This window comes from Treponema ruminis (assembly GCF_014201975.1).
GTDB lineage: Bacteria > Spirochaetota > Spirochaetia > Treponematales > Treponemataceae > Treponema_D > Treponema_D ruminis.
The window spans coordinates 272,028-298,934 of record NZ_JACHFQ010000004.1 but is presented as its reverse complement, the minus strand read 5'-3'; the positions used below and the strand labels follow the sequence as shown (position 1 = coordinate 298,934).

Annotated in this window: 21 protein-coding genes; 8 read left to right on the top strand and 13 right to left on the bottom strand. The window is 45.1% G+C overall.

Going from position 1 to position 26,907, the window contains the following annotated elements:
- Positions 1-44: 44 nt before the first annotated feature.
- The 8 genes from HNP76_RS07440 to ftsH all read right to left on the bottom strand — a co-directional run bounded on the left by HNP76_RS07440 (position 45) and on the right by ftsH (position 11,619).
- A complete protein-coding gene (locus HNP76_RS07440) occupies positions 45-2,342 on the bottom strand; it encodes an adenylate/guanylate cyclase domain-containing protein (RefSeq protein WP_184659078.1) in 2,298 nt (765 codons plus the stop codon).
- Complete coding sequence (locus HNP76_RS07435) at positions 2,335-2,709, bottom strand: hypothetical protein (RefSeq protein ID WP_184659076.1); 375 nt, start codon at positions 2,707-2,709, stop codon at positions 2,335-2,337. Before HNP76_RS07435 ends, HNP76_RS07440 begins: the two co-directional genes overlap by 8 nt.
- 11 nt (positions 2,710-2,720) lie before the next feature.
- Complete coding sequence (locus HNP76_RS07430; RefSeq protein ID WP_184659074.1) at positions 2,721-4,286, bottom strand: hypothetical protein; 1,566 nt, start codon at positions 4,284-4,286, stop codon at positions 2,721-2,723.
- A gap of 2 nt (positions 4,287-4,288) precedes the next feature.
- Positions 4,289-6,193, bottom strand: coding sequence for a hypothetical protein (locus tag HNP76_RS07425; protein WP_184659072.1), 1,905 nt, complete (start codon positions 6,191-6,193; stop codon positions 4,289-4,291).
- A 95-nt stretch (positions 6,194-6,288) separates the two neighbouring features.
- Positions 6,289-7,791 (bottom strand): 30S ribosomal protein S12 methylthiotransferase RimO, encoded by a 1,503-nt coding sequence (gene rimO / locus HNP76_RS07420; RefSeq protein ID WP_442806490.1) that lies wholly within the window; start codon positions 7,789-7,791, stop codon positions 6,289-6,291.
- Entirely contained in the window at positions 7,784-8,872 is a 1,089-nt protein-coding gene (locus HNP76_RS07415) for a helix-turn-helix domain-containing protein (protein ID WP_184659068.1), read from the bottom strand. The genes rimO and HNP76_RS07415 overlap by 8 nt, the downstream gene beginning before the upstream one ends.
- A gap of 6 nt (positions 8,873-8,878) precedes the next feature.
- Positions 8,879-9,550, bottom strand: a complete 672-nt coding sequence (locus tag HNP76_RS07410; RefSeq protein WP_184659066.1) for a LolA family protein — start codon at positions 9,548-9,550, stop codon at positions 8,879-8,881.
- Positions 9,547-11,619: an ATP-dependent zinc metalloprotease FtsH gene (gene ftsH / locus HNP76_RS07405; RefSeq protein ID WP_184659064.1), complete on the bottom strand. Its 2,073-nt coding sequence runs from the start codon at positions 11,617-11,619 to the stop codon at positions 9,547-9,549. The genes HNP76_RS07410 and ftsH overlap by 4 nt, the downstream gene beginning before the upstream one ends.
- A 133-nt stretch (positions 11,620-11,752) precedes the next feature.
- Between ftsH and fliS the strand changes: the two genes are divergently transcribed.
- Positions 11,753-12,193 carry a flagellar export chaperone FliS gene (gene fliS / locus HNP76_RS07400; protein ID WP_184659062.1) on the top strand — a complete coding sequence of 147 codons (441 nt, stop codon included), beginning with the start codon at positions 11,753-11,755 and terminating at the stop codon, positions 12,191-12,193.
- Positions 12,194-12,214: 21 nt separating this feature from the next.
- Positions 12,215-12,703: a flagellar biosynthesis protein FlgN gene (locus HNP76_RS07395; protein WP_184659061.1), complete on the top strand. Its 489-nt coding sequence runs from the start codon at positions 12,215-12,217 to the stop codon at positions 12,701-12,703.
- Here the strand turns inward: HNP76_RS07395 and HNP76_RS07390 are convergent.
- From HNP76_RS07390 to HNP76_RS07380, 3 genes are read right to left on the bottom strand one after another with little or no spacing between them, the layout of a single operon-like run.
- The gene (locus HNP76_RS07390) at positions 12,700-13,482 is read right to left on the bottom strand and encodes a TIGR02757 family protein (protein WP_184659059.1); all 783 of its coding nucleotides are present in this window, start codon (positions 13,480-13,482) and stop codon (positions 12,700-12,702) included. The genes HNP76_RS07395 and HNP76_RS07390 overlap by 4 nt on opposite strands.
- Complete coding sequence (locus tag HNP76_RS07385) at positions 13,439-16,579, bottom strand: FlgD immunoglobulin-like domain containing protein (protein WP_184659057.1); 3,141 nt, start codon at positions 16,577-16,579, stop codon at positions 13,439-13,441. Before HNP76_RS07385 ends, HNP76_RS07390 begins: the two co-directional genes overlap by 44 nt.
- A 1-nt stretch (position 16,580) precedes the next feature.
- Positions 16,581-17,687 carry a hypothetical protein gene (locus HNP76_RS07380; protein WP_184659055.1) on the bottom strand — a complete coding sequence of 369 codons (1,107 nt, stop codon included), beginning with the start codon at positions 17,685-17,687 and terminating at the stop codon, positions 16,581-16,583.
- Between the two features lie 168 nt (positions 17,688-17,855).
- Between HNP76_RS07380 and HNP76_RS07375 the strand changes: the two genes are divergently transcribed.
- A complete protein-coding gene (locus HNP76_RS07375) occupies positions 17,856-19,391 on the top strand; it encodes a DUF5312 family protein (protein ID WP_184659053.1) in 1,536 nt (511 codons plus the stop codon).
- Between the two features lie 2 nt (positions 19,392-19,393).
- On the opposite strand, the gene HNP76_RS07370 is transcribed toward HNP76_RS07375, so the two are convergent.
- Together HNP76_RS07370 and HNP76_RS07365 are read right to left on the bottom strand one after the other, a co-directional pair.
- Positions 19,394-19,876: an A24 family peptidase gene (locus HNP76_RS07370; protein ID WP_184659051.1), complete on the bottom strand. Its 483-nt coding sequence runs from the start codon at positions 19,874-19,876 to the stop codon at positions 19,394-19,396.
- 9 nt (positions 19,877-19,885) lie between these two features.
- The gene (locus HNP76_RS07365) at positions 19,886-23,413 is read right to left on the bottom strand and encodes a hypothetical protein (protein WP_184659049.1); all 3,528 of its coding nucleotides are present in this window, start codon (positions 23,411-23,413) and stop codon (positions 19,886-19,888) included.
- A gap of 120 nt (positions 23,414-23,533) precedes the next feature.
- Here HNP76_RS07365 and hflX point away from each other — a divergent pair, with 120 nt between their 5' ends.
- Genes hflX through HNP76_RS07340 form a run of 5 tightly spaced genes read left to right on the top strand, consistent with a single transcriptional unit; the run spans position 23,534 to position 26,785 of the window.
- Positions 23,534-24,907 carry a GTPase HflX gene (hflX, locus tag HNP76_RS07360; RefSeq protein WP_246462633.1) on the top strand — a complete coding sequence of 458 codons (1,374 nt, stop codon included), beginning with the start codon at positions 23,534-23,536 and terminating at the stop codon, positions 24,905-24,907.
- A gap of 59 nt (positions 24,908-24,966) precedes the next feature.
- Positions 24,967-25,434, top strand: a complete 468-nt coding sequence (locus tag HNP76_RS07355; protein WP_184659047.1) for a flagellar basal body-associated FliL family protein — start codon at positions 24,967-24,969, stop codon at positions 25,432-25,434.
- Positions 25,435-25,484: 50 nt separating this feature from the next.
- Positions 25,485-25,841, top strand: coding sequence for a hypothetical protein (locus tag HNP76_RS07350; protein WP_184659045.1), 357 nt, complete (start codon positions 25,485-25,487; stop codon positions 25,839-25,841).
- Positions 25,816-26,379 (top strand): RNA polymerase sigma factor, encoded by a 564-nt coding sequence (locus tag HNP76_RS07345; RefSeq protein ID WP_184659043.1) that lies wholly within the window; start codon positions 25,816-25,818, stop codon positions 26,377-26,379. Before HNP76_RS07350 ends, HNP76_RS07345 begins: the two co-directional genes overlap by 26 nt.
- Positions 26,369-26,785 (top strand): hypothetical protein, encoded by a 417-nt coding sequence (locus HNP76_RS07340; RefSeq protein ID WP_184659041.1) that lies wholly within the window; start codon positions 26,369-26,371, stop codon positions 26,783-26,785. Before HNP76_RS07345 ends, HNP76_RS07340 begins: the two co-directional genes overlap by 11 nt.
- Positions 26,786-26,907: the final 122 nt, after the last annotated feature.

Here is a 26,907-nt window from a genome sequence, read left to right as displayed (position 1 = left end):
TTAGTGAAAAAAAAATCCCGGCATCTTTTAGCCGGGAAATTATTTTACTTGCTCAAAAGGCGGAAGCATTTAAGCGCGGAATTATATGCCACGCCGAAATCATCCTCTTCCTTAGGGAAGCGGCCCTTTACGAAGAAGCTTTCAAGCAGCTTCACATAATATGATGCAACATTGTCATGAGGATTTGTCTGGCTCAGGCTCTTGAACTTTTCAAGGGCTGAGGCATAGTCCTCATGGTCAAAATTCTGCATTGCGCTTTCCCAGACTTCCAGATACTTAAGCAGGTGTTCGTTTGAATTGCTTTTCAGGGTAAGAGGTTCGTAAAGGGTGAGCGGTGTGTTTACGTTCACTACCTGAACTTTGTCCAGACGGCGGCAGAGAATTTCCTGACCAAGCTGCCTGTAAGTTGCCTCGCTCACAAGAATACCGAAAGTTGAATACTGCTTGTTTACGCCCTCAAGACGGCTGGCGAGGTTTACGTTGTTGCCCATCATGGTGTAGTTCTTTTTGTTTTCACTGCCCATGTAACCGGCAATCATCTCGCCAGAGTTAATTCCTATTCGGGTGAAAATCTCCTTTTTGTTTTCGACCATGATTTTAAAAGCCGAATAGAGGTTTTCGTCCATTCCAGGAGCTTTTGGCAGGGCTGCAACTTCCTTGATTTTTGCATTCATGAGCTTTTCGACCTGCTTCATTTTGAGGGCAGCCTTAACAGCCCTTTTCGCATGGTCTTCCATTTTAAGAGGGGCACCTACAAGAGCGATGATTGCATCTCCCTCGTACTTATCAATCGTGCCGCCTTCTTCCATGATAATGTCGCTCATTTCAGTGAGGTAGTAATTAAGAAGGGCAACCAGCTGGCTGGCCGTAAGAAGCTCTGAGAAAGAAGAGAACTTCTGAATGTCAGTGAAGATTGCCGTCATCTCGCGATTTTCGCCACCCAATTTAAAGCTGTCAGGATTTGCAACAATCTGATTTACAACATCTTTTGAAAGACACTGACTGAATGCATTCGTGATGAATTTTTTGTCTTTTGAAGCCGTAAGGAAGCCGATTACAAGAGTTGCAATGTAAGTCAAGAGTGAAGAAAAAAGCGGAACTGCCTGACCGACATAAATTCTTGTCGAACGGAAGACTAAAAGCTGGATTAAAGAAGATGCACAAATAACGAGCAGGCCGAGAAGGATTTTGCCCGAAGTTGACTTCATCAAATTAGTAACGAAAATGATGATCAGGGCAAAAATCAGGGCGTACAGAAGCGAAATCCAGACCGGGGCTTCACCGACAAAATCTCCGTTGAGGATCTGATTTGCTACAGTGTAGTGAACGCCAGGAAGAGGATAATGGGCTTCATACTGATTTACGCCGTAATCAGCAGTGCTTGAGGCACAGGTTCCGATAATACAGATTGCCGAAGCCAGCCGTGATTTCAAGTCATTGTAGAGGTTTGTATATTCTTCAATGTAGTTTTCCTCGCCGTCTTCCTGCATATACATGCGCAAGAGGGCAACCCGATAAATGTCGTAAAGGGAAATGTAGTTGTAGTCGTTGAACTGCATTTTCGGATATTTGAGGATAAACTTGCCGTCGTTTCCGCGGGGAATCACAAGATTTTTTATAGTACCGCCGATTTCGACATTTTCAAGCGTAATTTTCCGATTTTCGACGATGACTTTAGGATTTCCCAGTCTTTTAAGAACGGCAGGAAGGGTAAGATGACCATAGTACTGGCCGTCATATTTTGCGACTGCATTTACCCTGCGGTAGGAATTGTCCTTGTCCGGGTCGGTAGACACGTTTCCGACCGCTGCCGAATACTTAACGAAATCAGAAATAGAGGGAGTTACGCCCGTAAATTCCTGAGTTGAAGTATCTCCCTTTTCCTCAAGATTTTTAATGGCTCCCTTTTCTTCCATCAGGCCTTTGGCTTCATCATCAATATCAGATTTATTGTCAAGAACAAAGCTAAGGTAAGTGATTTTGCTTTTCTTGAGTGACAATTCCAGTACATCATCAGGCCAGAAGGGCTGGAAATTATCGTCAACGCTGACAGGCGCCTTGTCAGTAAAAGTCAAATCGAATACAACTGACTCAGCCCCCATTTCTTCCATAACGGAAAGACAATCAGCGTAGATATTACGGGGCAATGGAAAGGCCGCTATATTTTCAATCGTATAGTCATCGATTCCAACCATTATTACATCATTCCGGATCTCCGTAGCCGGCAAAACCCTCTGAAATAAATCAGAAAGCTTTGCGTCGAGAGTTGTGAGCAAAAGCAGGGCGCTTACCCCGACACTCAGAATCGGAAGGAGAAAAGAAAAAACTTTTCGCTTAGTCATCAAGCTCGCCTTCTGCCATTACATCAGATGCACGAGAAGCAGCAGTTGCAGTGCCCTTGCCCTTTTTTGATACGGAACCAGACATTCCGAGCTTTGCATTAATCTGCTCTGCGACAGTTCCCTTTTTCGGGGTGCGGAGAGTGATGTCCTTTCCGTCGGCTGTGAGAACGAGCTTTGAATTTGTACCCAGGCTAACGATTGTTTCATCGCTTACAGTCATGCCGGCTTTTACAGGAATAGCCTTGCCATTTTCTGACTCAGAATAAGTTACCTTGCCGGAAAAGCTTTTTACCTCATAATCTTTTGCAGAAGCAAAAAAAGCTGCGAATGCGAGCAATGCGCCCGCCAAAACCATAGATTTTTTCATAAATCTCCTCCTTATTTGAGATATCTTAATATTCGTTCGACAGATGGGAGCTCGATGTCAGTGTCAGACTCAGGAACACTCACCGCCTTATATAATTGCCAGGCATCGCTCATAGGATAAAGCTTTGCCTCGCCCTTTTTACTTGCACTCTTCCATTGATTATAACCCGCTGCCCGCGAGATTTCAAAATTTTCCTGAGAAATTGTAGCTTCAAGCGGAATCCATGCCTTTCCGCCCTGAATTACGTAGCGGCCATCCTTTAAAACTTCAGCTGCCTTTTTGGGATCAATGCCGGAATCAAAAGCCATGAAAATGTGGCCCGGAATCGTGATGAAAGCGGTTGAAATTCCGATTGACTCAAAAATAGCGCAGTTGAGGATTGAAAGGTCGTCACAGTCACCGCCGGAATACAAGAGGGTCTGGTAAGGGAACTGAAGGAAGTCGACGTCCTGGGTTTCGCTCGATGAAAATGGACTTGTCGGATCCTTTACATAGCTTATTCCATAGGCCTTGAGGGTAGCGAAGATTCCCTTTGCGATGGAAATATTCTGAGTTGCCTCGTTCTGAGGATTTTTGATGATGATTGATTTTGCAAGCTTAGAGATTTTGTTTGCCGCACCGTCATGACTGCTGACGAAAGCCGCCGCCCTCTGGTCATCTTCCCAGCTCATGGCATTTCGATTGAGGGCCGTAAAGTCAAGAATCTGCTCGCTTGTTACTCGTTTTCCAAGCGATGTGTAGGAAATAATGACTTTTCCTTCGGTTTTGTGAACCATGAGGGATTCAAGAATTGTCTCGTTGATAAAGGCCGTGAGTTCCGCAGAAAAATATTCGTTGCGCTCAATGCTTTCATATTCAGCACAGACCTTTGGATTCTGCATGTATTCAGGGATAAGGACTGAAACAGTGACGTCCCGGATTCTGTTTTCCTCGCCGTTATAAAATGCAAGGGAACCGAAAGAATTTTCGTTGTAATAACTGTAGAAAACTGGGAAAATCGGCTGAACTTCATGGTCATCAAGCTCAACGCCGCCAGTAGAAAGAATACCTCTGCTGAAACTATATTTGACGCTCAAGCCCACATCGAATCTGGTAGCAAAATCTTTGGGAGAAAAACGAAAATCACTGTATCCCGCGAAAGCTCCAAGTTTAAGTTCTGGGAAAGCATAAAAATCAGCAAAAACACGCCCACCAAAAAGACTTCCGTTCATTGCTTTTGTGCCTTTTGACTCAACTGCCGGGAACTGCCACATTCCACCATAAAACTGACCGCCCGCCGCAAACCTGTCATGCAAACGGCAAAGATAAGTGAGAGCCAAATCACCGTAGTAAAGCGGAGTGGTGTCCAAAGTCTGGGCCTTTATTCCTGCCGCGCCAGCCTGCAATCCAAATCCAATCTTGTCGCGACCGCGGATGGTAATCGGATAAAAGTCAAAAGAAATCGTTCCGGAAACAGAATTGTCAAAATCACCTTCTGTGTGCAAGTCAAACTGAGGCATAAGAGCGACTTCAAAATCAAGACAAAACAATGGAAGAGAAAAGAAAACAACAAGGAAAAGCGCCGCAAATCTCTTCATTTTTACTCTCCGATGAGCGCCTTGATTTTTTTGGAACCTGCAAGGGCCGATCTGTTATTTGGGTCTTTTGCAAGAACTTTGTTGTACATTCCCAATGCTGACTTGTAAGCTTTTTGTGCCGAATAAACCATGCCCATGTTGTTCATTGCAGAAAGAGTGCTGAGTTTTGAATACTCTGCAAGGGCTTCGTTGTACATGCCAGCCCGCACATAAGTGTCAGCAAGTTTTTTTGTATCGCCTGAAGAGCGGAATTTTTTGATAAGCTCAGTCAAATCGTTATTAATATAGTAAGAAGTTGCTTCGTTTACAGCCTTGATAATTGAATCCTTGCCAGGATTTTTGTATGAACCGCGGTAACCGGAGAAAGTAACCGGCGGATAGTAGGCCCATGCCGCATGAACGTCAACAATTTCATAAGGAAGCTCAGTGACTTCGCCGGTTTCGTTGAAATCACCGATAGCCTCATAATCCTTTTGAACTGACTTAAGTTTTTTGGATGCCGCAAGACGGGCCTGGGTAAAGCCCTTGCCGAAATTCGCCATGCTCAAGCCAAGCCAGCTTGTGTTTTCGTCAGAAATTACGTCGCTGCCCGTGAACTGGTTCTTTTTCTTTGAGGGAGCGATTCCTGTATCAACAAGAACGATAAAGTCATCTTCCAGGGCAATGAAACCTGTGCCGATTCCGAAGCTCTCCAGACAAGAGCAGACAAGAATGCCCAAATCATCATAGTCGCCGCTCAAAAGAGCGAGGGTCTGCAAGGGATACTGAACTGAATCCACGTCCATGCTGTTGCGGTATTGCTTGTAAGGAGAAACTGTGTCTTCAGAATAAACGATACCGGCAAGACGCAGGCCTTCCATGATTGCCGCAGCGTACTGGAAAGGAGAATTCATGCCCGGTTTTAAGTTGAGGATTTCAGCCCCTGCGATATATTTTGCCGCCTCAAGAATTTCCGGGGCACCATTATCGATGAAGCAGGAAAGGGCTGCAGGATCATTCCATAGGAAGCTGTTTCTGTGGCAGACGTCAAGAAGAATATTCTGAACTTCGGTCATCTTTTTGCCAAGGAAACTGTATGAAATTACAAGCTCGCCGTTGATTTTTCCGTTTTCTGTGTAACGAAGGATTTCCGGGCCAAAATCAGCATAGATCGGGATTTCGACTCCCTTGTAGCTGTTGAGCCGGGAGAAGACCGCGCATTCCTTTTCAGCGGAAGTGTATTTGCCTGCACGGAAAGCGATGTGAACGTCCCTGACCTCAGCAGAACTGACATTGCGGATTGTTGCGTAGCCCAGGGGAACCTGCTTGTACATTGTGGAATAAGCCGGATAAAGCTGGGAATCCTGATCGAAAGAAACCCAGAAGTTGTCGGAAGAACTTGTACTTCTGGTTGAAAAATTGAATTTTGCGCCAAGACCTGCAAAAGGAGTTGAGAAAAGCGAAGAATCTCCCATGCTGAAAGAATCGTAGCCAGCCGATGCAAGAAGAAGAAGGCCCGGAGTAAAGCGGAAGCCCATTTCTCCATACCCCCGCCAGTATGAGCCACGGCCGCTGCCTTTAACGCTTGGAGCATCAATTGAAGTGCTATGGACTCCGTAAGAAGCATTTGCACTCAGATAAAGACGTGAAAAGGGATAATAGTAAAGGCCGGCACTCGCACCGCCCATAAAAATGCTGTAATTTTTATCAAGGGATTCTTCTTTTATGGAAGCATAACCGCCCTCAAGACCAATGGTAATGAAGTTGAAGAGGTCCAAATCAGCATTTACCATGCCGCCGAAGCCCTTTCCGAGATTTTCCTCGCTTGGAAAAAGCATGTTCGGTGAAATACGGAAAGCAAAATCAAGAGAAAAAGCCTCTGCAACTAAAATACAAGACGCAAGGCATACCAGAAAACTTTTTTTCATTATTTCTTAAATTCTCCAATACGTTATATTTTAACGTAAATTAAAGATTTTTTCAAAAAAATTAAAGAAAAATTTGGAGAATTTGCAAAAATTTATTAAATTTCCTGAGCGAAAGAAATTGCGTCTGACTTTGAGATTTTTTCATTCAGCGGAGAATCGCAGACGAAGTCACCGTTCAAGTCAACGTCACCGCTTGAAATGATTTTTACCCGGACAAGCCTGCCTGACTGCACGGCATTTTTTTCGCTATCAGAGCTTCGGTCGTAGCGGACTACTACGCTTCCGTCAACTTCTGGAGCCTGGAACCATGCGCGGCCGATAGCCAGTCCTTCATCTGGATTTTCCTCGCTTTGAGAAAGAACTTCCTCAATCAAAATGTCTGTTTCAATACCGACTCTGGCCTTGAGGCGCTCGCGGGTAATCTGGGCCTGAATCTCAACAAGCTCAGTTGCCCTCCTCTCTGCGGTTTTGTGAGGAACCTGCTTTTTGAAAGAATAGGCCGGCGTATCGTCTTCCTTTGAATAAGAAAAACAGCCGCTCCAGTCTGTTGCTGTCTCACGCAAAAAGGCCTTTGTATTTTCGAAAGATTCTTCCGTTTCGCCAGGGAAGCCTGCCATGAAGGTTGTGCGGATTGCGGCATCCGGGAAAGTCTCGCGGATTTTTGCAATCAGGGCCTTGTATTTTTGAGCAGAACCAACCCGGTTCATGGCTTTAATGATTGCATCGTCACCGTTCTGGAAAGGAATGTCAAAATAATGAAGGAAGCGTGAATCAACCTTCATTAGCGGGAGAATGTCTTCGTTAAAGTGATCCGGATGAATGTACAAAAGGCGGACTGCAAAAGTTCCCTCAATCTGAGAAATCATGCGGATAAGGCGAGCAAGCCCTGATTCGCCGAGGGTACTGGGGCTTTCACCTACTTCGCTTCCCGGCGTACCGTTTGGCAGGAATGTTCTTCCGTCACCAAAACAGTCGTCTTCGGCTCCAGTGCCATAGGCCGCCAGATCCTGACCAATAAGGTTGATTTCATATACGCCCTTTGATACCAGGTCTTTGATTTCCTCTATGATTTCTGTGGCTTTGCGGCTGCGTAAATTTCCGCGGATGATAGGAATCGCGCAGAAAGAACAGCGGTTATTGCAGCCCTCGGTAATTTTTACAAAAGCCGTGCCCTTAAACGAAAGAAGAAGATTGCGGTCGCCGCAGCAAACGCCCTTCTGCTCAGGCACAAGAACAGGCCTCTCGTCCTTCATCAAGGGTTCGATTACCTTGTAAATCTGGCTCAGGTCGCCGTTTCCGAAAAATCCGTCGGCTTCCAGTAAATCATCCTTGAGGTCCTTGGCATAGCGCTCGGCAAGACAGCCAGCCAGCAGGATTTTGGCTTTGGGGTACATCTGTCGGGCACTCATTACAGCGTTGATGCTTTCAGTTTTGGCAGATTCAATAAATCCGCATGAGTTTACGACGATTAAATCAGCCTCGGCAGGCTCGAAAGTCTGCTCCCAGTCCTGTTTTTTGAGAAGGCTGATGATAAGCTCACCGTCAACCTGATTTTTTGCACAACCGTGCTGGTCAATAAAAAATTTCATTCTATTCAATATCCACGATTACGACTTTGTAGCGGCCGTCGGTGTCTTTAATCCATTTGATGTCCTGGGCAATTACTTCACCCGCTCTTGGAACAGCCAGATCATAAGTCTTTGAGTTTGCGACAATCTGAAGTTTTACGGCATTTCCGTTTGAAATCCACATTCTTATGCCGTTGCTGGCCGTCATGCTGAGAACATCGCCGCTGGCAAAATAGTCTTCGATTGTTTCTTTTCGGTCCGGTCGATAGCGGAAGAGACAACCGCCACGGAAACTTGCATTAACAGTGAAAGGATAAGCCCTTGTGTCTGAGAAAATCTCCGTGCGGGCCTGTTCCTTCGGCAAATCTTCGGCATTTGGAATCTGATTTTCATCTGGAGAAGCGACCGCAACGTTTGAAGAGTTTTTAAGCATGATTTTGACTTCAGCACCACGGTCAACATTCTTTTGAGAAACGTCAGAAACGTAAACGATGAGCTCAGGAATTGAATTTCCGTCAACATCAATTTCAAGTTCCTCTGAAAGCTCTACATACTGCATTCCGGCCGGTGTTTCAAGTCCGAAGATGCCCTCAGTTTCTGCAACAGTGAGGAAAATATTGCCCTTGTCACTTCCCATGATAAGCTGGTCGCTTTTAAAGAGGCGGCCTGTGAAAGGCTTTTCAGTCAGCTCGTATTTTTTAAACTCATTTGTCCTTGAAAGTGCCACTGAATCCTCATTTTTGGCAAATTTAGCCTTTAAAACGAAAGTAAGGGTTACTGCGGCTCCGGCCACAAGAAGGACGCAAAGAGTAACAATCAGAGGAATTAAAAATCTAGGTTTTTCGCGTGCAGTAAGAGCCAGTGGCGGCGGACTTTCCTGAATTTTCTTTGCGTGATAGAGGGTGAGGACATGATTGGTATCAACCTCAAGATAATCCGCGTAATTCTTTAAGAAGCCAACAAGATATGGCTCTCCTGGGAAAACGCCGTTTTCTTCATTTTCCAAAGCCTCAAGATATTCCTGAGTGATGGAAGTTTCCCGCGCAATGATTTCGAGTTCTATGCCTTTTGCTTCTCGTGCTTTTTTTAAAAGTTCGCCGTAGCTTTCCATTTTTAATTACTCCGAAAACAAGAAATTATTGTAATTGTTCGCCGATGTAGGCGGATCATAAATAAATCTCTGATCAGAGATTCCAGAATTCAATTTGTAATTTTTAAAGTCGAAGGAGAAAGTCTCATTCTGCGGAGTCACGGCTTCGATTCTACGGATTAACATTGTGTCAGGCGAAACAGACATTTTGATTGTAGAAAAAGCCTCGCTCATGTTTCGGCGGCGAAGAATAAGATTAACGACCATTTCATCGCTGCCCTCTTCAAGAGGAACCGCTTCCTGACCAGTTTCATAGGCTGGAGAATAATAACGGCCCAAGAGGGAAAGTCCCTGGGCTGTAGCAAGATTTGCTCCGTTATTGTTTGAATTGTCAACGGACTGATTGAGGATTGCCGCACTTCCAGGAAGATAAATCGTAAGCAGGTCGCCGTTAAAACAAATTACCTGCTCTTCTGGATTTGTAAAATCAATACGGAGAAGATTGGGGTATTTGTATGAAAGATGACCGCTCATCGTGCTTTTTGAAGCCTTGATTTCAACCTCAGCCTCATAATCCTTGATTGTGGCGTAAACTTCTGAAACAGACTTAAAGAAAGAAGATGCCGTAAGGATGCCCTGGGCAAAAGCAGATGCGCTTAAAGCAAATGAAACTATGCATATCAAAAGAGATTTTTTCATTCTTTTGCACCTTCCTCTTCTACAGCAGGATTTTCTGCCTGACCGGCTGTTGCAGTCAAATCTTCGCAGTGTTCGTGAGCCTTGATAATCTCGTTGAATTCTTTTGCATCCATTGTTTCGATTTCAATAAGACGCTTAGAGATATATTCAAGCAAGTCTTTCTTTGAACGGAGCAAGGAAAGAACATGCTCGTAGCGCTCGTTCATAATCCGTGAAATTTCTTCATCGATGAAATTCTGGGTCTCTTCACTGAATTCGCGGACGAGGTTTGGCTCACCGCCATGACCGCCGAGAACACCCTTGCCCAAAGTCATATTCTTGAACTTGTCGCTCATGCCGTAATCAGTAATCATGCGCTTGATGATGTCTGTTGCCTGAGCGATGTCGTTTGAAGCACCTGTTGAAATGTCACCGAGAATGATTTCTTCGGCAGCACGTCCACCAAGAGCACTGTCAACATCGTTGAGCATGTCCTTGCGGGTCATAAAGTGCTTTTCTTCCTTTTCTTCACGGAACTGAGTGAATCCACCGACTCCATGAGAACGAGGAACGACAGTGATTTTATTTACAGGCGTGTGGTCAGGAGTGAAGGCCGCAACAAGAGCGTGGCCAGTCTCATGAACCGCTACCAGTTTCATTTCCTTTTCATTGTCCTTGCGGGACTTCTTTTTGAGACCGATGCTGACCTTATCAATTGCTTCGTTGAAATCAGCCATCGAAACCTTTTCATGACCGTTGCGGACTGCAAGCAGGGCTGCCTCATTGACGACGTTTGCCAGATCAGCACCCGCAAAACCTGTAGTTCCATGCGCGATTGACTCAAAATCAACATCGTCTGCAAGTTTAACCGGCTTAGCGTGAATCTTAAGGATTTCCTCGCGGCCCTTTACATCCGGTCTCTCAACAGGAACCTGGCGGTCAAAGCGGCCAGGACGGAGCAAAGCCGGGTCAAGGATGTCGGCACGGTTTGTAGCGGCAAGAATAATCAAGCCCTTTTCGTTGTCAAAGCCGTCCATTTCGACCAGAAGCTGGTTGAGGGTCTGCTCACGCTCGTCATTGCTTGAAAATCCGTTCATTCGGCTCTTACCGATTGCATCGATTTCATCAATAAAAATGATACAAGGAGCCTTTTCGCGGGCCTGCTTGAACAAATCGCGGACACGGCTGGCACCAACGCCAACGAACATCTCGACAAAATCAGAACCGGAAATGCGGAAGAATGGAACTCCGGCCTCACCGGCTACAGCCCGGGCAAGCAAAGTCTTACCTGTTCCCGGTGGTCCTACGAGAAGGACGCCTTTTGGAATCTTACCACCGATGTCAGTGTATTTTTTGGGGGATTTAAGGAAATCAACGACCTCGACAAGTTCGTCTTTTGCCTCATCAACACCGGCGACGTCGGCAAAGCGGGTTTTAACCTTGCCCTCGTCAACTGCCTTGTTGCGGTTTCCGCCGCCAAAGACTGAGCCCAGTCCGCCCATTCCACCGGTCATCTTCCGGAACATAAAGAAATAGATTGCCAGCAAGATGAGGAAAGGCAAAATGTTAATGAGAATCTGGATTAAAATGTTGGTCTGCTTGCGGACAAATTTGTATGGAATTTCCCGCTCGTCAAGAAGGCTCAAAAGATTTTCGGAAAGACCAAGATAGCCCACAGTGCGGTAATGCTTTCGGTTTGAAAGCTGGGACTGAAGCTGCTTTCGCATAAAAGGAAGGCTTCGCAAAGCAGAAGATTCAGAATCATCCGAAGCAGAAGGATAAAGTTCCGGGCCGTAGCCGATAAAATCAGACTCCTGGAAATCAACCCTGACAATCTTGCCGTCTTTAATCAGCTGAACAAATTCTGAATAATCAATAGGCTCGTCGCTCGGCTTTTGCAAAAGGAACATGTTCACGAATGCAAGGGCGAGCACAACGGCCACCATCAGCGTGAAAAAGGGGAATTTGAAGGGCTTTTTATTGCGGTTCATATCATCATCCCCGTTTTCAGGATCTAATTTGAAAAAATTGTAAGGATCTTTATCAAATTTTTTCTCGTCGTCTTTTTTTGTTTCGTTATTATCTGCCATTATATTTCTCAATTATAAAAATTCTACTATTATTAATATAACGAAAAAAGCCTGTTTAGAGAAGAGAAAAATCTAAACTCTAGGCCTCAGCATCCGAAAATAATAAAGAATATCTGTTTTTCGGGAGGGAAACATGGCATTTGGAAATCCTTATGCAGCTTATCAAACAACCGCTGTCAAAACTGCAAGTCAGGGCAAACTCGTCGTAATGCTCTATCAGGGAGCAGAGCGGGAACTTACAGCGGCACAGGGCTGCTTTGGGTCAGACGGAAAACTTCCTGCCTCAAAAATCGAAGACTTCGGTAAACACATCATGAAGGCGCAGGAAATCATCAACGAACTTCAAGTTTCTCTGGATATGGACAAAGGCGGTCAGATTTCACAAAACCTTATGTCCCTCTACGTTTTTTTCAACAAGGAACTCATGAACGTCAACATCAATCAGGACAATGAAAAGCTCGGTCAAATTCTGACAATGATTAAACAGCTTGGTTCTGCATGGGAAGCTGCGGCAGCAAATACGGCGGCAGATTCAGTTCCACAGGCACAGAGAACGCTCAACATTACGGGCTAGTGCATTTTTAAGGAAAAAATTATGGCAAAAGAGCTTTCTAAAGAAGAATTGGACGAAAGAATTGCAATTCTCAAAAGATTCCGCAAACTTCTTGAACAGCAGAGAAACAAATTTCAGGAATATCTGGCAGTTCTTGAAAGTCAGGAAGGAAGAATCGAAATGGAAGACGGTGACTCGATTGCCGCCCACGCAGAGCTTGAGAATCAGATTGTCAAAAATCTTGCAAGCCTGCAGAAAGTCATTGTCCCTATGCAGGGAATGTATCAGGCAATCATGCCGGGCGTTCCGGTGGCAGACAATGCGAGCGTAGAGCAGCTGCAGCTTGACCTGGCAAATCTCCAGAAGCAGGTTCTGGCTCAAAACGAGCGCAACCGCAACCTTTTGCAGAACCAGATGGGCAAAATCAAAAATCAACTCAACAATATGAATCTGATGAACCCATACCGCGGAAGGTCTTCAATCTACGCAGAAAAAGCCGTAGTTGGAAGCACAATCGAATTCAATGTTTAGGAATTAACGCCTAAGCCAAAAAGAGCAAAATCTGCCTTTACAGGGTCGCTGGGAAAAATCTCGGCGACTTTTTTTGTCAGCTCAATGGCTGTTTTCAGGTTTGCGGACTTTGAATTGATTAAGCCCAGCTCGTTTGACTGCTGCATCACATGAGTGTCCAGGGGCATGAGAAGGTCTTTTTTGCTGAACCAGGTCCAGAATCCCAAATCCACAGGAGAATTATCCCTCACAAGCCAGCGGAGCAGCATGTTAACCTTTTTGGCAGCAGAATCTTTTGAATGAGGTAGCAGCTTACATTCAGCAGGAAAAGCCGAAGCAATCACCTGATGAAGGAAGACTCCCTCACCTGCCTCACTCCATTTTCTTTTGAAAAAAGATCCGATCGTGTCATTTTCCTCAAGAATCGAGCGCAAGCCGTCAAAGAAAAGGCGCATGTCAGTATTGGTATACATGCGGTAGAAGGAAATTTCGTTTTCCGGAAAAAAATCTTTGTATTTTTGGCAAAGAATCCAGTCGCAGGGAGAAGGACCGGCCTCATTCAGGATTTGCTCTACATGAGCAAGAATCTGTTCACGGCGGCCAAAAGCAAGATTCGCCGCTATAAAAGCGACCGCCTCAGACTCACGCAAATCCTTGTAGCGGTGCATGAACTGAGACGGGTCTTTTTTGAGAAAATCGGCTGACTCGTATTTGCAAGCCAGCCCGATTAATTTTTCTGCAAGTTCTGCAGGAAGATTATTTTTTGAGGATGAATTCAACTCGTCTGTTCTTCCATGCATTGTCTTTGTCACCGCGGGCAGCGACCGGCTGACGGCCACCGCGACCAACAGCGCTCAAGCGACCGCCGTCAACGCCGTATTTCTTGAGTTTTTCGCGAACGAATTCTGCTCGTTCTTTAGAAAGTGGCTCAAGTGCGAGACCGTGCTTGTTAGTTGTTTCCTCTTCTTCGGTTCCAGTAACAGAGTTTGCGTGACCTTCAACAGTGACAGTGTAGTTCTTGAACTTGTTAAGAATCTGAGCAATTCGTTTGAGGATTCGCTCGTTGTTCTTAGCCTGTGCCTCTGTGATTCCAGGTTTTGTAACCTTGCCGTTACCGTCAACAACCTGAACACCGAAGTCAGCTGCATCCTGACGGAAGATAATAGAAGGAACTGCCATTTTGAGTACGTCGCCGACACGGATAACAAGAATATCAATCTCGATTTTGCCCTCGACTGTGCTTGTCATGCCAAGTGTGTCAGTTACAGTGAATGTGTAAGGATAATCCATAGCAGACTGAACCAATTCACCGTTCTTACCGCGACCGTCCCAAATGATTCGTTCTGTAATAGAAGATTTTCCGCTTGTTGACCAGAACGGCTTGTTGTTCGGGTCCTTAATCTGGAATGACCAGCTCTTGAGAGGAACTACGTCATTGCCCTTAAGCTGAATGTAGAGGTCGTCGTTCTCACCATCGTTATCAGGAGAGAAGTACTGAGGAGCAGTTTTGACTGTGAGCTGAGGTGGAGTTACAGAGCAGATGAACAATGAAGAATTAACATCAACTTCGTTACCCTTTGCATAAGTCATCTTGAGGTTTGCTACAAATGCGCCCTCTACGACTTTTCCGTCTGAACCAAGTCCGTCCCATGTGATTTCAGCAGGCATGTCTTTCTGATCTTTGTCTGACCAAGATTTAACAGTCTTGCCTTCTGGAGTTACGATTGAAACGCTCCATGATTCAACACCGTCTTTGAGTGACGGGCGGAGGGAAAGTTTCTGAGTTTCGAGGAAGCCGTCTCCGTTCGGGCTGAATGCGTCATGCTCAACAGTGAGGTAAGCCTTTGCCTCGCGGTTATCAACTGTGATGTTTGCGATTTCTGCACTACCCTTGTTGCCGGCTGCATCCTCAGAAGCGAATACGATTTTGTATGTGCCGTCTGCAACCTTGTTGCCAGAAGCATCTGTACCGTTCCATTCTACGCTTGAAGGAACCTTGCCCTGCCATGTGTATGAGCGGACAACTTCGTTCTTTGAGTCGAGGATGTTTGCAGTCCATTTTTCTTCGCTTGAAGTTTCAGCTGCAATCTTAAGAATATCCTTTTTGCCGTCACCGTCAGGAGAGAACAATGTGTACGGGCTTGAAAGCTTGACGCTCGGAGCTACAGTATCAATGATGAATGCCTGTGTAGAAGTCTTTGCCTCGCTACCGTTTGTAGATTTTGTTGCAAGGCTTGCTACGTATTTGCCGTCATCACAGCGTGAGCCGCTTGAAGCAAGGCCGTTCCATGTGATTGATGCAGGAAGTGAAGAGCCGCTCTGAGTCCATACTGTTTCACCTGAAGCATTTTTGATTTCAACTGTGTACTCGTTGATTGAGCTTCCAGCCTTTACGACAGGTGTGAGCTTTACAGAAGACTTAGACTTGTCTGCGCCAGCCGGATTGAATGCTGTCGGAGCAACTGCAAGCAGGAGTTCAGTTTTGCTTGTATCAAGAGTGATTTCATTGATAAGGGTTTCAGAAGAGTTTCCGGCCAAATCAGTTGCAGAAAGCACGTATTTGTATTTTCCGTCTGCTGCAAGTGATGAAGAAGAATCGAGACCGTCCCAAACAACTGTGTCAGGAGCAAAAGCACCGAAATCAAACTCACGGATTGTCTTTCCTTCTGAATCGATGATTTTACCAGTCCAGTTTTCTACAGGTGAGCCAGAATCAGCAGCGATGTCCTGTGTGATGACCATTGTGTCCAGGTTGCCGTCGCCATCCGGTGAGAATGTCGGGCTAGACTGCTTGATTTTTGCAACCGGTGGAGTTTTATCCAAAGTGAATTCCGGAGATTTTACTACGTCAGGTTCGAAACCGTTTGAGTATTTTGCAGTTACGACAGCCTGATAAAGGCCTTCTGGAGCGTCTGATCCAGAATCTGTTTTGCCGTCGAATGTAATGCGGTCCGGAGGATTTGATTTTCCTGCGAATGTCTTAACGGTATTTCCTTTTGCATCAGTGATTTTTACAGCCCATTCGTTGAGCTTGTTGACTGATTTTGCATCTGGAACAGGAATCTTAACATTGAAAGAAATAGTGTCGTTGATTCCGTTGCCGTTTGGTGAGAAGAATTTGCTTCCTGCGATTGAAATGTTTGTTGCAGGTTTGTCAGCAGAATAGATGATGTTTGAAATTGCTGCAGGAGCCGAAACGTTGCCGGCACGGTCAGTTGCAGAAATTTTGTATGAGTATACGCCGTCTGGAAGAGGTGCGCCCTTGTCGTCGGCACCGTTCCATTCAAAGCTCAAAGGAGCGCTTGTAGTCCATTTGTATGAGCGGACGACCTTGCCTGTTGAATCAGCAAAAACAGCGTTCCATTCGTCTTCCTCAGAACCAGTCTGCTTAACAGCGAGAACAGGTTTTGCACCCTCGCCGAAGATTTTTTCGTTGTTTGAAGGCTGAGTCAAATCAATCTCTGGCGGAGTATTATCAACTACTACTGCAAGTTTTTTTGTTGTGGCAGAGTTGCCGTTGTCATCAGTAGCAGTCATATAATAGAAGTAATTTCCATCAGGAGCTACTTCACCGTCATCCATTACACCATTCCACATGATTGAAGATGGAATTGTAACGCCTGATTTTGGAGTGAAAAGTGCTTTCCAGAAAGTCTTGAAAGTGATTCGAGTCTCGCGCTTTTCCTTGTTTCCGATTGTGCGGACAACCTGACCTTTTTCATTTTCGATGATGAGGGACCAGTCCTTTACATATCGTCTGTCCTTAATTTTTACCGGAACGTCCAGAACATCCTGTTTACCATCGTTGTTTGGAGAGATGTAGACAGTTCCCTTTTCTGCGAATGCAAAAGCAGAAACGAGGGCAAGAGCCGCCAATGTAACTAAAGATTTTTTCATCTTACTGATCCCCCCACATTGTGATTTCCGGAGCCTTTGTATCTGCAAGACCGAGGTTCAATACAGCACCAGCGCTCACGGCATTAACGTTTTTGTACATCTGCTTCCATGCGCCTGAAACAGTCATGTCGCTCTGATCCCAGCCCTTGTTAGACAGGTAAGAGCCCTGTGAAGAATTGAAAATGAATTTGAAGCTTACGCCGACTGACGGCATGATGTTCTTTGAGCCGTTGGCAAATTCCTGGGCATCAAATTCCCATGAAGAAGAAACTTTGATTGAATCCCAGAACTGAAGCTGAAGACCTAAGTCAGCAACGAAATCCTGGAAGAATGGATAAGACAAATCCAAAGAAACTCCGAGGTCCATGATGTCAGTGCGGAGCATTGTAGCTGCGAAACCTGTGCGGATTGTACAGATTCCTGGCCATGGAGTTGATTCCTCAGAAGAACTCATGTCATTGTCTCTGATTGCCTTTGCAGTTTTAATTCCCAAAGTTTTATCGCTTTTTGAATAAACTTTACCGAGGTTTGTCATTGCCACACCAAAGCGGACGTTCTGCATGAAAGCAAGGTCGCCGTGATTGTAGTAAGCGCCAAAAGCGAGGTTTGCAGTCCAGTCAGAATCAACCCAGTCGCCATAAAGAAGACCGAAATTTGCGTTCATGCCAACTGAAACCTGATCAGTGATGTCTTTTGCAAGACCGCCTGTAAAGTTGAGGGAATCGCCGATCGGCATGTCGAAAGCCTGTGTCCAAACGCCCTGGAAAAGAAGTGTTGAAACACACCAGCGTGAAGGAATAAGGAGAGCTCCCTGAAAACCTTCACCGAGGGAATGGCCGCCGTAAGGATCATCTGTATTAGAATTGATGAACAAAGTTCCGGCTACATCCAGAGTGATTCGCTGCTCCCAGGCTGTGAGAGCAGGATTGTTGACGATAGAAGCGGGTGTGACACCAAAGATACCACCACCAGCAGCAGAATGCGCGCCTGTCAAAAGCTGAGGTTCTGTAAGACGAAGAACGTTCTGGCCTCCTGCAGGCGGGTTGTAAGCAAACAAATTCGAGCCGAGCAATAAAGCTGCGAATGCTGCACCCAAAATTTTTTTCATAAAAATCCTCCAAGCCCATGAAAGCATGGGCTCCCATTTTTTAAGAATATTAAAATCATAGCAAAAAAAAATATGTTTGTCATTAAAACAGTCAAGTATCTTCTATAAAGTTGCTGAAAATCACATAAAGCATTTGACTTTATAGCGTTTATTTAGCATATTTAAAGTATGTCAAATAAGGAATCTATATTTCATAAATTGCTCGATACGCTGATTGGCGGCAAAGACGTTGACGCGGCAAAAAAGAAGCAGCTCAAGAATATTGCTAAAACACTCTCAAAAACTCATTTCAAATTTTACAAGCCGGGTTCAGATCAGGCCCTTCCGGTCATGGGTAAATTCTTTTTTGATTTATACAAGGCCCTTTCAAGCTGTCAGGTTTTATTCAACAGCCAGCCCAATCCAAACTACTACAAGGATGTCTCAATAAACTTCGGTCTGTCAGAAGCACAAAAGGCTCTGGTGGAAGAACTTTCAGAAGAGGCAATCGTTGAAAATTCAAAGAAGATGCAGTTTGCCCAGCTCAAGGAAAAAGTAAAGGCAGACATTTCAGCTTTCACAGGCGAATTCGATCAGGCAAAGATTCAAATGATTGACGGTCTTTACCAGAAGATCCTTCTTTTCAAATCATTCTGTACTTTCGACTATTACTTTATCCTCAAAAAATTTGACTCAACAATCCGCGAAAACGAATTTACCAAAACACCAAAATTCAACCCGATTGATGCCTCATACATCGCAGAAGACCTCAAGGACTTCCTTACAGTCCTCTACACTCTTCCAATCGGCGAAGACTGGACCAGCGTCCTCCAGCTGTTAAAAGCAATGAGGGGCGGCAACGAACCAATCAAGGCTGGTCAGCTGGCAAAAATCCTGGCCCGCCTCAATCAAATCCGCACTTCCCGCGTTTTTGAAATGATTATCCAGCTCAGCACAAAAAATCCGCTTTACGAAGTTAAATACGAAGAAAAACGGGAGCAGATTGTCGAAGGCTTCATCGACAAAATCAAGAATGAAGCTCAGACAACCCTCAAAAAAATCGAAAACGCACAAAAGAATTCAAAGGCCGACGGTCTTCTCAAGCAGATTTTCGGCACCACAGATATTTCTGCCCTCCAGCACTACACTGATGAGCAGAGCGCCTACTTCCTCAAAAAGAATCTGGGTGGCTTCGAATACACAAAACCACTCAATTACCTCAAAGCTTTCCTTCTTGAATATGTAAAACGAGATGTAAGGCAGTACGCAGACCTGGTTCTTGTCCGCGGAAAATGGGCAACTTCACCTCTCACGGCTGAAATGAGCGACGCATACAATGCAATTCTTGAATACTCAGAAAAAATCACCCTCTTTGACAAGGCACTTTCCGAAGAAGAAGGTGAATACGGCAAAAAGCTCAAAACTTTGCTCCCTCGCGCAGACCGAGACAAAGAGGCTGCAAACATCATCAGGACAACCTTGCGCGACAACAACGCAATCGCCCGTGAATATATTGTGAGCGCAACAAGACAGCTGATTCTCTTTGCAAAGACAACAAAGCTTCTTATCGAGGATTATCAGAAACAGCGTCCTGAATTAATGACAAACTGGAAGGAACTTGAACGATTCGCCGAAACTCCAATCAAGGAACTGGGCGTAAACGTCTACAAAAAGATTTATCTGGTAGTTCAGCTCATGCAGGGGCTGGTCGGAAACGGCGCTTAGGATTAGGCAATTACCCAAAAGAGCAGCATTGAAAGCACAGAACCGGCAGTAATAAATGGTACGAAGGGTATCGCAAAAATCGGTCTGTGCACAATCTGCTGTTTTTTAAATTTCTGGATTGCGGCCAAAAACAAATAATAAAGCACGCCAAGCAGGGCCGCAAAGACCGTGGCAATTATGTTCATATAAAAACCTGTATACAAGGCAGAAAAAATCCCAAAAAACAGATCACCGAAGCCCAGGCCCCCGGCTGTAAGCACGCGGGTCGAAAAATAAATCAAAAAAGATGTTGCCAGGGCAAAAGCCATATTCTTCAAGAGCGGAATAAAAGCCCCGGAAAAGAGGCCGAATCTCGTGCCAAGAATGCAAATTGCCCCGAAAGCAAGACTGGGCAGGGAAATACGGAATTTCCTGGCATCCATAAAAGACATGGGAATTGCAAAAACAAGATAAACCGCACTGAGAATAAGCAGATTTTTATTCATCAATAATTCCTAGTAAAGAATTGAATCAACGAGTCTTTTAAATTCCATGTTCAAAGAGATTCTTGAATCAGACTTTGGCATTTCTGTTACATGGAAAGTACCGTCAGAATCCTGTACGATAGCATCAGGGATATCTACAAGCTCTGCAAGCTGAGTATTTGAATTTGAAGCGAATTGTGTAAACATAAAAGGCATATTTTTCTCCAGTTCTTCAAGATCTTCGACATCGGAATCATCATCAAGTTCCTCAATTGCCGGGTAATCTTGATTGTCGGCATTTTCATCTGAATCATTTAGGAATTCTTCATTTATTTCGTCAATTTTTTCATTTTTCTGATCGGCGACTTCTTCCAGAGTCTCAGGCTCAAGTTCTTCGGCTTCAATTTCCTCTGGTTCAAGTTCTTCAGCTTCCAGTTCTTCCAGCTCAATTGCCTCTGCTTCAACTTCCTCAGCTTCAAGTTCGTCTGCTTCCAGCTCTTCAAGCAGCTCGGCGCTATCGTCCGCGTTTTCCTCAGCCCTCTTTTCAAGGTTCAGCAGTTCGACGTTCTCAAAGAAATGACCGCTTTCCGTTATGTCAGTCTGGGCCTCTTCCTCATACATTTTTTCATCAGAATCGTCTTCATCGAGGAAAGAATAATCAACCGGCGCCGCTACAAAATTATCCGCAACGGAATCGTCAGTTTCCTCAAAGAAAATTTCTGAAGTTGGAACGCCAAATTCAATTTTTTCAAGCAGAGACTCGTCTTTATAAATGTCATCGTCCGGATCAACGTTATTATCCATCAAGTGAGGAAGATAAAAATCAGCGTCCAGAGTTTCGGTATCATCTTTTTTCTGCGTCGGATCAAAAACTTCAAGCTCTTCAAGTTCGTTGTCCGACGCATCAATTGCCAGGGCGACTTCCTTAAGCTTTTCAATGTCGTGCATTTCAGAAGCAGACAGTTTTCGGCTCAAACCAGAAGAATCAAGCTCGACATCGTCATTATCCGTCCAGCGGGGAGCCCGTTCAGGAAGGGCGGCCAGAGTTTTCGCCATGTCGACGTCCCTCTCTTCCTTCTCAGAGACTTCAGGGAGCATTTCAAGCTCTTCCTCGAATTTATGCTTCAAGTCTTCTTCGGTTACAGTAGAGAATTTTGTCGGCGTAGAATCGTCAATCTCGGAGCGGCCGTCACCAAAGCGAAGTTCTTCGTTAAAATCAGTGATTGGCTCCAGCTCCTCGCTTATCCGGGCTTCGGTATCAGCGGCTTCGGTCTCTGGAACTTCTTCAAGGGCTTCAACTTCCTCGGCATCATCAAGCTCAGCGGGTTCGGCTTCATCTAAGTCTTCGAGTGCTTCCGCTTCTTCTATTTCTTCGACTGATTCGACATCTTCAACTTCATCAAGTGTCTCAACGTCTTCAAGTTCTTCCGGCTCGTCTGGTTCAGCATCCGCTACTTCTTCGACATCAGAAAGTTCTTCCACATCCTCTGCCTCTGGTATTTCTTCAACGCTTTCTGCGTCTTCTACTTCTTCAACGGCTTCGGCGTCTTCTATTTCTTCAACTTCATCAAGTGTCTCAACGTCTTCAAGTTCTTCCGGCTCGTCTGGTTCAGCATCCGTTACTTCTTCGACATCAGAAAGTTCTTCCACATCCTCTGCTTCTGAAACTTCTTCTACAACTTCCGCTTCCTCGATTTCTTCTACGGATTCAGCTTCTTCTGCATCATCGAGTGCTTCAACATCTTCAAGCTCTTCCGGTTCGGCAGGTTCAGCTTCCGCTACTTCTTCAACGCTTTCTGCATCTTCTATTTCTTCAACTGATTCAACATCTTCTACATCTTCAACGGCTTCGGCGTCTTCTATTTCTTCGACTGATTCGACATCTTCAACTTCATCAAGTGCCTCGACTTCATCCAGTTCTTCCGGCTCGGCTGGTTCAGCGTCCGCAACTTCTTCAACATCAGAAAGCTCTTCCACATCCTCTGCTTCCGCTACTTCTTCAACGCTTTCTGCATCTTCTATTTCTTCAACTGATTCAATTTCTTCTACATCATCGAGTGCTTCAACTTCTTCAAGTTCTTCCGGCTCCGCGGCCTCATCCTTACTGATTGCTAATTGCTCATTGCTGATATTTTTCGGCTGGCTTGCTGCTTCATGTGACGCTTCCTTGACCTGGACCGCGTTAATCTGGATTTTTCCATTTTCAAGGATGTCTTCAAGCGACGAGCGGACTATTTTTTTGAGTTCATCGGCATCAATTGCGGCGGCAGGCATGGCTCCACCGATTGCACGGAGGGGATTTTCACCAAATGAGGCCAGCATTTCCTGCCAGTAGCTTTCAAAAATCGACTTGAATTCGGCGGCGTGTTTTTCGCCTTTTTTGCCCAGGGATTTTAAAATACGCCTTTCGAGTACAGGTTTCTGCTCGGCAAGATAGGCCTCACTTTTTTCGTCGCCCATTTTCTGGTAACTGATGAAAAATTCATTCTCATAGCGGCGGATTTTGTCACGAATCACGACGATGTCATCATGCTTAAAGCTCAAAATCAGGAAAATCGCAAGATAAAGTGTGACAAAGGCCGTGGCAAGAAGCAAAATTCGAATATAGGGCGGAAATTTCAGCTCACTTTCGTCGTAAAGAAAGGTAATGAAGCCCAAATCTTCGCGGGGACTCTTATATGAGAAGGCACAGAGGGAATTATTTTTTGATTCATCAAGAATATTTGAATCAGAATTGTCGTCCGCGTTTATTTTCCAGAAGTTTTCACCGCCGGCCCGCCATTTTTTTAGGATTTCCTGGCGGATTGACGACTGACCGTAATTAGGAAGGCCGAAAACAAAGCCTCCGAAGCCGGCAAAGGTCTTTCCTGCCTGAGGAAGTTCCGTAAGAAGACTTGCAAAGCCCTTTATGTCAATGAGGTTTCGGTTATACAAAAAGTGACTGAAATTTACCGGGTCACAATAGAACAAAATACTTCCAGAATATTCATTTTCAGAGTTATAAAAAGGAAAGGAAAATATTATCTGGCTGGCATTTCCGTCTTTTATGATGCGGCATTTTTTGTCAGCCGGAGAAGAACCGTCCGCAAGCTTTCTGGAACTGACAGAATCATAATCAATTTCACCGGAAGTGTCGTAGTTGCGGTAGGAAATGCCTTTGCTACCTGAAATTTTGTCAGAAGGAAATGTTGAGTAAAATAAATTCCTGCCGTTCTCACCGATAATACGGATTCCAGTAAGTGCAGGAGTTGAAGTGACCAGCTGGGAGCGCAGGGTCTCGCGATTTTTTGCGGAAGCATCGCTTGGATGTGAATCCATATATGTTTTGACGGATGGAGCAAGGGAAAATGCGTCAAAACGCTTCATGAGAGTTTCGAAATATTCGTTTTGTGCCGCGGCAATCTCCTCGATTTTCTTTTGCTTGATTTCCTGTACTATCGGCTGATAAAAATTCACTTCGAGAATATCAAAAAGTCCCGAAAAAGCGACAACCGTAAATGCACAAAATGCAAGAACTGAAATAAGAAGACTGAAAGCGACCTTCTGGCCGGAAGACATACTTTTATATATTTTCGGCTAAATTCAATAGAAAATCAACATTAAAGAAAGGAAAACTGAAAGCTAGATTTTTTCGAGAATCTGTGTACATGAGCCGTAATCTGTGATTAAATATTGACCATGGATTTGATAAATCTCGAAGAAGAAGAGAATAAAAAGATTCGCGCCTTGCTCGTTGGTGCGCCGGACGCAGACATTTCCGAGCTTTGCGGCCTCGTAAAAACACTTGGCTATGAGATTGCGCGCTCGGTCATTTTAAACCGCATGGAGCAGAACCCGGTCTATGGATTTGGCAAGGGTAAGGCCGAGGAAATTGCAGCCCTCTCAAAAGAACTTGAATGTGATTTAATAATTTTTGACTTTGAAATTTCTCCGCGAAAGCAGCGTAACTGGGAAAAACTGGCAAAGATTCCGGTAATTGACCGACAGGAAGTGATTTTGCGCATTTTTGCACAAAGGGCACAGACAAAGGAAGCCGTTCTTCAGGTTCAGCTTGCCCAGCTCGAATACGCCCGTCCCCGCCTTGCCCACTCTTACGGCGACATGGCCCGACAGAGGGGCGGAAACTTCGGTGCAAAGGGTTCAGGCGAAACTCAGCTGGAACTCGACATCCGAAAAATCCGCGAAAAAATCCAGCAGCTTAAAAGGGAACTTGAACAGGTCGTCCGTGACCGAGAAACTCAGCGGAAACGCCGCGAGAAAATCCCCCTTCCCTGCTGCGCGCTTGCAGGCTACACGAACGCAGGAAAATCTTCGCTTTTGAACGCTCTTACAGGAGCAGACGTTTTTGTTGAGGACAAGCTATTTGCCACCCTGGACCCGACGACCCGCAAATTACAGCTCAAATCTTCCATTAAAACAAGCGAAGATGAAAAGGGCTTTGCGGCAAACATCCTTCTCACTGACACGGTAGGATTCATCTCAAACCTGCCCCACTCCCTGGTCAATGCCTTCAAATCAACTCTGGAAGAAGCTCAGAGGGCCAACCTCATTCTTCTGGTCCTTGATTCTAGTGACGAAAAGGCAGAATTCCAGTACAACACGGTCGTTAAAGTCCTTGAGGAAATCGGAGCCGAGAACACTCCGCGAATCATCGTGCTGAACAAAATCGACAAGCTGGCTGACAATCCGACTCAACTTGCAAAAATGACAAGCCTCTTCCCGGACGCAATAAAAATCAGCGCAAAAACTCACGAGGGCTTTGAGGAACTTTCGGCAAAAATCTGCGACGAGCTTTTGGGCGAGGAACTTTCTTACACAATTCCGATGGACAGGCAGAGCCTTCTGAGTGAAGCGCGTAAGACCGGCATCATTCTTGAGGAAAACTGGCTCGACGACGGAATCCACATCAAAATCAAGGGAGGCGAGCTTAAAAAGAATCCCCGCCTTTCAAATCTTCTTGCTCCCCACGCGGAAAATCCGGAGCAGGTGGCAAAAGTTCAGCCTGAGCCAGAAAAATCCGGCTTCAAAAAGAAATTCGGTGCGGACTGGTAAGCCTAAAATCGAAAGCCGAGAACGGAAAACTGTAAAAATCAGGACTTTGGAGGAAAATCATGCGTAATTTGAATAAAATTCTTCTTTTACTGGCCAGCGTCATTCTTCTTTTCATTACGGCGGTTACGGCTATTGCCGTCTGCACAAAGAATGCCCATCCCGGAGTCGGCTTAAGAAAGGAAGATCCATCGCCAAAGTCTATTTCCGCTTCAAAAACGGCTTTCAACAACATCGGGCAAATCCGGGTATTCAGCAAAGAGGACGAAAATGCTGAAAAGAGCGTAATCGTCCTGATTCCATGGTTCGAGTTCGACGGCACAGACCAGGCCTTTTACGAAGAGCTTGACCGCAAGCATCAGAGCATAAAACTGATGTTCGTAAATTTCTTCTCAAATCATACGAAGGCCGAACTTTTGAAACTGGGCGAGGACAGCATAAAAAATGAACTCAAGGCCCAGATAAACGAAAGTCTGGTTCTGGGTAAAATCAGCGGAATCTACTTCAACGACTATCTTTTTTTGGACTAGATGCAACTTAACAAAAAAGTCAGTGTCTAATTCAGTAAGGAGTCATAAAAATGGAACACATCACATCGCCTGCAGCACAAGTAATAATCTCGCTTATTCCAATCGTGGGCATTTTCATCGGCGGCACGGTTATTTTCTTTGCGCTTTTGTGGATTCACCACGAGAACAAGCAGAAAATCCAGTCCGGCGAAAAGACACAGAGGAATTTCAATTATAAGGCAGCCACCCTCCTTTCCGGGCTCTTGCTCACTGGAATCGGTGCCATGCTTTCATTTTTCTTCACTGTTTTTACAGGTCTCTCTCCTTCAATTTTGGGCGGACTGATTCCACTCACTGTCGGAATCTGTCTTCTTTTGTTCTACAGGCTTTACGACTGGAAGAATGACTCTCGATCAGCTGATAATTAAAAAACGCGACAATGCGTTGATTAAAGCTACATTATCAGGTGACTCAAAGGCATTTTCAAAGCTGCTTTCATGCTATAAAAAGCGGGTTCGGGCTTTGGGAATGAGTTTCTTTAAGAACGAGGCGGACACAGAAGATTTTGAGCAGGAAGTTTTTCTAAAGGCATACACAAATCTTGCTTCCTTCAAAGGCGATTCTTCCTTTCCGACCTGGCTCACGGCGATTGCCTACAACACGGCGGTAAACGCAAAGAGCAGGAGAAAAGAATACCTTCCGATTTCAGACGAAGAAAACATCGAGGATGCAGGACTTACGCCCGAAAAGAACCAGATTCGGAAAATCACCGTGCTGGCAGTTCGCGAGGCGGTCAAAGATTTGCCAGAAAAATTCAAAATCTGCGTGGAACTCTACTTTTTTTATGACAATTCCCATGCTGAAATCAGCAAAATCACCGGAGAAGGAATCAATACGATAAAGTCACACATTTTCCGTGCAAAAAAAATCCTGCGCGAAAAATTAAGGAGCTACTATGAAGAATGAAGCTTGTGAAAAAAACATGGACAAATTTCTCGCCCTCGACAAATACGAAAGAATTCCGCTCGGAGTGACTCTCCACTTCCTTGCCTGCAAAAAATGCCGCTCCCAGGCACGCTACCTCACTCTGGCAGAACGCTACGCAAGCGAGCCAATCCGCTCAAGGCCAATCAAGGATATGATTGAAAGCATCCCGATAAAGCCTGTCTCAATGGCAAAATGGATTATCTCCGGCATACTGATGATTTTGATGATTGTCTTTACCGGAATTTTCCTGAACAAAAGCGAAAGCTCAATTTTCGCAATAATCATGAACATAAACTTTGGCCTGATAATCACAGCCTACTGCACAATCTTCGTCGCAACAAACATGGATTTCTTTATGAAGAAATCCTCAAAGTTCTGGAAGTAAAACATATATCCGACAAATGCAAAAAGGCGTGCGGAATCGGGGTTCTGACACAATCCCGCCTGAGCTTCGCTCACTGCGAGGGTTGGGGCAGGTTCCCGATGGGAGCACGCCTTTTTGTATAA